This is a genomic window from Vibrio sp. 03_296 (assembly GCF_002265885.1).
The window spans coordinates 20,579-28,817 of sequence record NZ_NPKW01000068.1; the positions used below are offsets into that span (position 1 = coordinate 20,579).

General features: G+C 45.9%; 7 protein-coding genes and 1 pseudogene. All 8 read right to left on the bottom strand.

The window, feature by feature from the left end:
- Positions 1–25 precede the first annotated feature (25 nt).
- Positions 26–4,054 carry a DNA-directed RNA polymerase subunit beta gene (rpoB, locus tag CIK04_RS08515; RefSeq protein ID WP_017420187.1) on the bottom strand — a complete coding sequence of 1,343 codons (4,029 nt, stop codon included), beginning with the start codon at positions 4,052–4,054 and terminating at the stop codon, positions 26–28.
- A gap of 250 nt (positions 4,055–4,304) precedes the next feature.
- Complete coding sequence (rplL, locus tag CIK04_RS08520; RefSeq protein WP_011079200.1) at positions 4,305–4,673, bottom strand: 50S ribosomal protein L7/L12; 369 nt, start codon at positions 4,671–4,673, stop codon at positions 4,305–4,307.
- Between the two features lie 60 nt (positions 4,674–4,733).
- A complete protein-coding gene (gene rplJ / locus CIK04_RS08525; protein ID WP_011079199.1) occupies positions 4,734–5,222 on the bottom strand; it encodes a 50S ribosomal protein L10 in 489 nt (162 codons plus the stop codon).
- A 290-nt stretch (positions 5,223–5,512) separates the two neighbouring features.
- The gene (gene rplA, locus CIK04_RS08530; RefSeq protein ID WP_017420186.1) at positions 5,513–6,214 is read right to left on the bottom strand and encodes a 50S ribosomal protein L1; all 702 of its coding nucleotides are present in this window, start codon (positions 6,212–6,214) and stop codon (positions 5,513–5,515) included.
- Between the two features lie 4 nt (positions 6,215–6,218).
- A complete protein-coding gene (gene rplK / locus CIK04_RS08535; protein WP_017420185.1) occupies positions 6,219–6,647 on the bottom strand; it encodes a 50S ribosomal protein L11 in 429 nt (142 codons plus the stop codon).
- Between the two features lie 142 nt (positions 6,648–6,789).
- Positions 6,790–7,338, bottom strand: a complete 549-nt coding sequence (gene nusG, locus CIK04_RS08540; RefSeq protein ID WP_011079196.1) for a transcription termination/antitermination protein NusG — start codon at positions 7,336–7,338, stop codon at positions 6,790–6,792.
- Between the two features lie 13 nt (positions 7,339–7,351).
- The gene (secE, locus tag CIK04_RS08545) at positions 7,352–7,732 is read right to left on the bottom strand and encodes a preprotein translocase subunit SecE (protein WP_011079195.1); all 381 of its coding nucleotides are present in this window, start codon (positions 7,730–7,732) and stop codon (positions 7,352–7,354) included.
- A gap of 232 nt (positions 7,733–7,964) precedes the next feature.
- A pseudogene (gene tuf / locus CIK04_RS08550) lies at positions 7,965–8,239 on the bottom strand (elongation factor Tu); the annotation flags it as partial.

The window sequence follows — 8,239 nt, forward strand, 5'->3', positions numbered from 1 at the left end:
CTTTCTACCAAATAACCCGGACGGATTACTGTTCGTCTTCTAGCTCGATGTTGATACCTAGCGAGCGGATCTCTTTCAACAGTACGTTGAACGATTCAGGCATGCCAGGTTCCATCGCGTGGTTACCATCTACGATGTTTTTGTACATCTTAGTACGGCCGTTAACGTCATCCGACTTAACCGTTAGCATTTCTTGTAGCGTGTAAGCAGCACCGTATGCTTCTAGTGCCCATACTTCCATCTCACCGAAACGCTGACCACCGAACTGAGCTTTACCACCTAGTGGTTGCTGAGTTACCAGACTGTACGAACCAGTAGAACGTGCGTGCATCTTGTCATCTACAAGGTGGTTCAGTTTCAGCATGTACATGTAACCTACGGTTACAGGACGCTCAAACGCATCACCTGTGCGACCATCAAACAGAGTTAGCTGACCAGACTCTGGCAGATCGCCAAGCTTTAGTAGCTCTTTGATTGATGCTTCAGACGCACCGTCAAATACTGGAGTCGCAATCGGTAAGCCACCACGTAGGTTGCCAATCAGAGTACGAACTTCTTCATCAGACAGAGAAGCGATGTCTACTTTCTGGCGAGTTTCGCCTAGATCGTAAACTTTTTGCAGGAATTCGCGGAATTTCGCTAGTTCTTGCTGCTCTTTAACCATCTGGTTGATCTTGTCACCAATACCTTTCGCTGCCAGACCTAAGTGTACTTCTAGGATCTGACCGATGTTCATACGCGAAGGTACACCCAGTGGGTTTAGTACGATATCAACAGGCTGGCCTTTTTCGTCGTATGGCATGTCTTCAACAGGGTTGATCTTAGAGATTACACCCTTGTTACCGTGACGACCGGCCATCTTATCACCAGGCTGGATACGACGTTTCACTGCTAGGTAAACTTTAACGATCTTCAGTACGCCAGGTGCTAGGTCATCACCTTGAGTGATCTTACGACGCTTGGTTTCAAACTTCTTATCGAAGTCTGCTTTTAGCTCGTCGTACTGCTCTGCAAGTTGCTCAAGCTGAGTTTGCAGTGCGTCGTCTTCAAGAGTCAGTTCTAACCACTTCTTACGATCAGTTGTATCTAGCTTCGCTTCAGAGTAACCACCTGATAGAAGAACCGCTTTAACACGGTTTAGAAGACCGCCTTCCAGAATCTGGAATTCTTCCGTTAGGTCTTTCTTCGCTTCTTTCAGCTGCATCTGTTCAATTTCAAGCGCACGCTTGTCTTTCTCTACGCCATCGCGAGTGAAAACTTGAACGTCGATGATGGTACCTGAAACAGAGTTTGGTACACGTAGTGATGTATCTTTAACGTCAGATGCTTTTTCACCGAAGATTGCACGTAGTAGCTTCTCTTCAGGCGTTAGCTGAGTTTCGCCTTTTGGCGTTACTTTACCAACTAGGATGTCGCCACCCTTCACTTCAGCACCGATGTAAACGATACCTGACTCGTCTAGTTTAGACAGAGCAGATTCACCTACGTTTGGAATATCCGCTGTGATTTCTTCCGAACCCAGCTTGGTATCACGCGCCACACAAGTCAGTTCTTGAATGTGGATAGTCGTGAAGCGGTCTTCTTGAACTACGCGCTCAGATACTAAGATCGAGTCTTCGAAGTTGTAGCCGTTCCAAGGCATGAACGCGATACGCATGTTCTGACCAAGTGCAAGTTCACCTAGGTCTGTTGAAGGACCATCAGCAAGCACATCACCACGTAGTACTGGTTCGCCAGGCATCACACATGGACGCTGGTTGATACAAGTGTTTTGGTTAGAACGAGTGTATTTGGTTAGGTTGTAGATATCGATACCCGCTTCGCCAGGAATCAACTCTTCTTCATTAACCTTCACCACGATACGAGATGCGTCAACTGACTGGATAATACCGCCGCGTTTAGCAACCGACGTTACACCAGAGTCAACCGCTACGTTACGCTCAATACCTGTACCTACAAGTGGTTTCTCTGCTTTCAGAGTAGGAACCGCCTGACGTTGCATGTTCGCACCCATTAGAGCGCGGTTAGCATCATCGTGTTCTAGGAACGGGATTAGCGATGCTGCGATAGATACTACCTGGTTAGTTGCAACGTCCATGTAATCAACATGTTCGCGTGGGTGCAGACCAGATTCGCCTTTTTGACGAGCAGTGATAAGCTCATCGGCGAAAGTACCATCTTCGTTCAGCTTCGCGTTCGCCTGAGCGATAACGAATTGACCTTCTTCGATCGCTGATAGGTAATCCACTTCGTCTGTCACAACACCATCAACAACACGACGGTATGGCGTCTCTAGGAAACCGTACTCGTTACAACGTGCAAATGCTGATAGAGAGTTGATCAGACCGATGTTCGGACCTTCAGGCGTTTCGATCGGACATAGGCGGCCGTAGTGAGTTACGTGTACGTCTCGAACTTCGAAACCAGCACGCTCACGAGTAAGACCACCAGGACCCAATGCAGAAATACGACGCTTGTGCGTAACTTCTGATAGCGGGTTGTTTTGGTCCATAAACTGAGACAGCTGAGAAGAGCCAAAGAACTCTTTTACTGCCGCAGAAATTGGCTTCGCATTGATCAAGTCTTGTGGCATCACTGCGTCAAGATCGCCTAGGCTCAGACGTTCTTTAACTGCACGTTCAACACGTACTAGACCAACACGGAATTGGTTTTCAGCCATTTCGCCAACAGAACGGATACGGCGGTTACCTAGGTGGTCGATATCGTCCACTTCGCCTTTACCGTTACGGATAGCGATCAGCTTCTTCATCACTTCGATGATATCAGTTTCATCAAGTGTGCCTTGCTCTTCTGCGTCATCACGGCCAATAGAGCTGTTGAACTTCATGCGGCCAACAGTCGATAGGTCATAACGCTCTTCGGAGAAGAACAAGCTTTCGAATAGAGCTTCAGCAGCTTCTTTCGTTGGTGGCTCACCAGGGCGCATCATGCGGTAGATTTCTACCAGTGCAGAAATACGATCAACAGAGCTGTCGATGCGTAGTGTTTCTGACATGAATGGGCCATGGTCTAAATCGTTTGTAAACAGGACTTCTAGCTGCTTGTGGCCAGCTTGAGATAGCTTAGCCAATGCTTCAAGGCTGATTTCCTGGTTCGCTGCAACGATGATCTCGCCAGTCGCTTCATTGATGTAATCTTTTGACGACACTTTGCCTACGATGTACTCAACTGGTACTTCGATCTGATCAACGCCTTCTTTTTCAAGCTGACGGATGTGGCGTGCCGTAACACGACGACCTTTCTCTACATAGACAGTGCCGTTTGCTTCGATATCAAACGTTGCCGTTTCACCACGTAGGCGGTCTGGTACCAACTCCATCATTAGCGTCTGGTCTTTCACTTCGAAATTCACTTTTTCGAAGAAAGTATCCAAGATCTCTTCAGTGCTCTTACCTAGTGCACGAAGAATGATGGTTGATGGTAGCTTACGACGACGGTCGATACGTACGTACAGGTTGTCCTTAGGATCAAACTCAAAATCAAGCCATGAACCACGGTAAGGAATGATACGCGCGTTGTACAGAACTTTACCAGAAGAGTGAGTCTTACCTTTGTCGCTGTCGAAGAACACACCTGGGCTTCGATGTAGCTGAGATACGATAACCCTCTCGGTACCGTTAATCACAAAGGTACCATTGTCTGTCATGAGTGGAATTTCACCCATGTAGACTTCTTGTTCTTTAATGTCTTTTACAGTGCCTGCAGGCGCGTCTTTATCAAAAATAACTAGGCGTAGCTTTACGCGAAGTGGTTTTGAATAAGTTACACCACGGATTTGACATTCTTTAACATCAAAAACTGGCTCACCAAGACGGTAGCTAACGTATTGCAGCTCAGAATTACCATTGTAGCTCTGAATAGGGAATACAGAACGGAAAGCAGCCTCAAGACCGTACTGTCCTTCAGGATCCTGTTCGATAAATTTATCGAACGAATCGAGCTGGATCGATAGCAGGTATGGAATGTCCAAAACTTGTGGACGAGTACCAAAGTCCTTACGGATGCGCTTTTTCTCGGTATAAGAGTAAACCATGGGGTTCCTCAGCTCGCTGATAAGTGACCCAAACTGTCCGCCCGCTCCTAGTTTCTTAAGGGGGGTAAGGGACAGAGACTAATATAACTGTTTACTGTAGTGACATTTCATTGCGAATGAATGAAATGTTTTTTGCTTGGATAAAGGCGCTTAAACAGCAGGAAAATTCGCCTATACCCTACAGCGCAAAAAGGCCGGTGGTTAAAAAACCACCAGCCATTAGCCGTTAGGCTAGGAGACTAAGTAATAATTACTTGATCTCAACAGTTGCACCAGCTTCTTCTAGCTCTTTCTTAAGAGCTTCAGCTTCAGCTTTCTCAACGCCTTCTTTCAGTGCTGCTGGAGCGCCGTCAACTAGAGCTTTAGCTTCTTTCAGGCCAAGACCAGTTGCGCCACGCACTGCTTTGATTACAGCAACTTTGTTAGCACCAGCAGAAGCTAGGATAACGTTGAATTCAGTTTGCTCTTCAACAGCTGCACCAGCTGCTGCGCCACCTGCAACTACAGCAGCAGCTGCAGTAACACCGAATTTTTCTTCCATTGCAGAGATTAGTTCAACAACTTGTGTTACAGACATTTCTGCGATAGCGTCTAGGATTTGCTCGTTAGTAATAGACATAACAATTCTCTTTTAAGTCAACAATAAGTTTATTAAGCAACCAGTAAAAAGCAATGCGAATTACGCAGCTTCTTTTTGATCGCGGATAGCAGCGATAGTACGAACCAGCTTGCCTGCAGAAGCTTCTTTCAGACACATCATTAGACGTGCGATTGCTTCGTCGTAAGTTGGTAGCGTTGCTAGAACTTCAGCGTCAGTTAGCGCGCCTTCAAATGCAGCAGCTTTGATCTCGAATTTTTTGTTCTCTTTAGCGAAGTCTTTAAAAAGACGCGCTGCAGCACCTGGGTGCTCGTTAGAGAACGCGATTAGAGAAGGACCAGTGAAAGTGTCAGTTAGACACTCATACTGAGTACCTTCAACCGCACGGCGTGCTAGTGTGTTACGAACAACTTTCATGTAAACACCCGCTTCACGAGCTTGTTTACGTAGAGTAGTCATCGCATCAACAGATACGCCACGAGAGTCAGCTACAACTGCAGAAAGTGCACCAGCGGCAGCTTCGTTGACTTCAGCAACAATTGCTTTTTTGTCTTGAAGATTTAAAGCCATCTTGGATTAACTCCTGGTTGTTGTTACACCACTCACTATTATCACAACAGTGAGAGCTATTGAGGTGCTTTTCCCAGAAGAAAGGTAACTATTTACATAGAGCTTTCTGTCAGTTCGGGCACCATCTACGTAGGAAAATTAAGTCAGTTCGAAAACTGGCACCTACGGTCTTGGACGGAGACTGGGTCTTAATTCATAGAGTAACAAAGTACTCAAAGAACCAAAGTTCAGCCCCAACCACAAATATTAGGCGCAAAATTATACATAATTTTTGCGCCTAAGCAAATAGATTATGCTTGAGTGCTCAGAGTACCCTGATCAACAGCAACACCAGCACCCATCGTAGTAGAGATGCTTACTTTCTTCAGGTAAGAACCCTTAGCTGAAGATGGCTTAGCTTTCTTAAGAGCAACTAGAAGTGCTTCTAGGTTCTCTTTGATTTGCTCAGCAGAGAAGTCTACTTTACCGATAGTAGTGTGGATGATACCGTTTTTGTCGTTACGGTAACGAACCTGACCAGCTTTAGCGTTCTTAACCGCTTCAGCAACGTTAGGAGTTACAGTACCAACTTTAGGGTTTGGCATTAGACCGCGAGGACCTAGGATAGTACCTAGTTGACCTACAACGCGCATTGCATCCGGAGAAGCAACAACTACGTCGAAGTTCATTTCGCCTTTCTTAACTTGCTCAGCTAGATCTTCCATACCAACAAGGTCTGCGCCAGCTGCTTTCGCTGCTTCAGCGTTTGCACCTTGTGCAAATACTGCAACGCGAACGTCACGGCCAGTACCGTGTGGCAGTACAGTTGCACCACGTACGTTTTGGTCAGATTTACGAGCATCGATGCCTAGGTTTACAGCAACATCAACAGACTCAACAAACTTAGCAGTCGCTAGTTCTTTAAGAAGAGCAACAGCTTCGTTGATTTCGTATTCACGAGTTACATCAACTTTTTCGCGGATAACGCGCATGCGCTTAGTTAGTTTTGCCATGATATTAACCCTCTACCACTAGGCCCATTGAACGAGCAGTACCTGCGATAGAACGCTTCATCGCTTCGATGTCAGCACCAGTCATATCAGCAGCTTTAGCTTCTGCGATTTCTTGGATTTGAGCGTCAGTTACAGTACCCACTTTTTCAGTGTTTGGACGACCTGAACCAGACTTAACGCCAGCCGCTTTCTTCAGTAGAACTGCAGCAGGTGAAGTCTTAGTTACGAACGTGAAAGAACGGTCGCTGTATACAGTGATAACAACAGGAACAGGAAGACCTTTTTCCATTGATTCTGTTTTCGCGTTGAACGCTTTACAGAATTCCATGATGTTAACACCACGTTGACCTAATGCTGGACCAACCGGTGGACTTGGGTTTGCCATACCAGCAGCAACTTGCAGCTTGATATAAGCTTCAACTTTCTTAGCCATGATAATACCTAATTCTTGGGTTCAAACGCTAATCTCTGATCAGCTCCCCGTTATCAACAAAACTTTTTGCTCAATAGAAGCAAAAAGGCGCGAAATTATAGTCATAATTCGCGCCTAGTACAAGCCCAATTAAGGTGCTTTTTTAATCAAGTTTTTCAACCTGACCAAATTCAAGCTCTACCGGTGTCGCTCGACCAAAGATCGATACAGACACTTTCAGGCGGCTCTTCTCATAATCCACTTCTTCAACCGTGCCGTTAAAGTCCGCAAATGGACCTTCGTTGACACGAACCACTTCACCCACTTCGTACATAGTACGTGGACGAGGTGCTTCACTTGCTTTCTCTAGGCGATTAAGAATCGCATCCGCTTCTTTATCAGAAATCGGAGCTGGACGGTCAGAAGTACCACCAATGAAGCCCATGACACGCGGCACACTGCGAACGAGGTGCCATGATTCATCATTCATAATCATTTGAACAAGGACGTAACCAGGGAAGAACTTACGCTCAGACTTACGGCGTTGACCTGCACGCATTTCTACGACTTCTTCAGTCGGCACTAGAACTTCACCAAAATACTCTTCCATACCGTGCATTTTGATATGCTCACGAAGAGACTGAGCGACACGGCCTTCAAATCCAGAGAAGGCTTGAACCACATACCAGCGTTTTTTAGGAGCTTCACTCATGAATTAAAACCCTCTATACCCCAGTTGCGAAAGCAATTAGACGAACCATGATGCCGTCAATGCCCCACAGAACCAGAGCCATTACAATACTTACAGCCAAAACGATCAACGTTGTTTGCATAGTTTCTTGGCGAGTAGGCCAAACGACTTTGCGCACTTCCATACGTGATTCTTTGGCAAACACAATCGCTTCTTTACCTTTTGTTGTTGTTGCAGCCACACCAAGCGCAGCAGCAATAAGTACAACAACACCTGCAGCGCGAATCACCACAGAAAGTTCACCATACAGGTAATTACCCACAACAGCGGCAGCAAGCAGAACAAAAGTGGTTACCCACTTAAAGGTATCTGCTGCATTAGAGCTATCAGGAGTTTCAGCATTATTTGCTTTCATAAAACCAACCTGTCACAAGTCTTAATATAGACGACAATAACCCCGCTGTTGCAGGGCAAACTCCATATCGCTGCACACAGTTAGCGACAGCGTATTTATTCTGATTAAGCATCACTTCTCAATCAATTCTTCTTCACTCAAGATAACCCTGCACAATAAAGCAGCAAAAATTATATTGAGCGTAGAAAAAGGGCATCAAATGATGCCCTTTTTACTAGCTGTTCGTCAAATCTTATTCAAAGATTTTAGCAACAACACCAGCACCAACAGTACGGCCACCTTCACGGATCGCGAAACGTAGACCTTCGTCCATCGCGATTGGAGAGATTAGCTCAACAACCATTTGGATGTTGTCACCAGGCATTACCATTTCTACGCCTTCTGGTAGAGAGATATCACCAGTTACGTCAGTTGTACGGAAGTAGAACTGTGGACGGTAGCCTTTGAAGAATGGAGTGTGACGACCACCTTCATCTTTAGAAAGTACGTATACTTCTGATTCGAACT